This window comes from Sphingobium sp. UBA5915 (assembly GCF_002431195.1).
GTDB classification, from domain to species: Bacteria; Pseudomonadota; Alphaproteobacteria; order Sphingomonadales; family Sphingomonadaceae; genus Sphingobium; species Sphingobium soli.
On record NZ_DJDV01000109.1, the window covers coordinates 38,489 to 38,746 of the forward strand.

Genomic DNA, 258 nt, shown 5'->3' on the forward strand with positions numbered 1-258 from the left:
TGGGACCGCGTGGCCCGTCGGCCGCCCTAAAGATCGCAGCGAAAGAGTCAAGGCGATTGTCGGAATGCGACGAGCCGAGCGGGCGGTTAACTTTCGTAAAGGATTGGGTTGGTAAACATCCGATTCATGGAAAAGCGGGCGATGAGCAATCTGCGCGGCGCGGCCACGGCTGCGTTCTTGGCAAGCATGATGACACTGGCGGGGTGCGGCGGCGACCTGGTGCCGCGCGGCAAGGTGGCGCGTGCGTCGAAGCCGGTT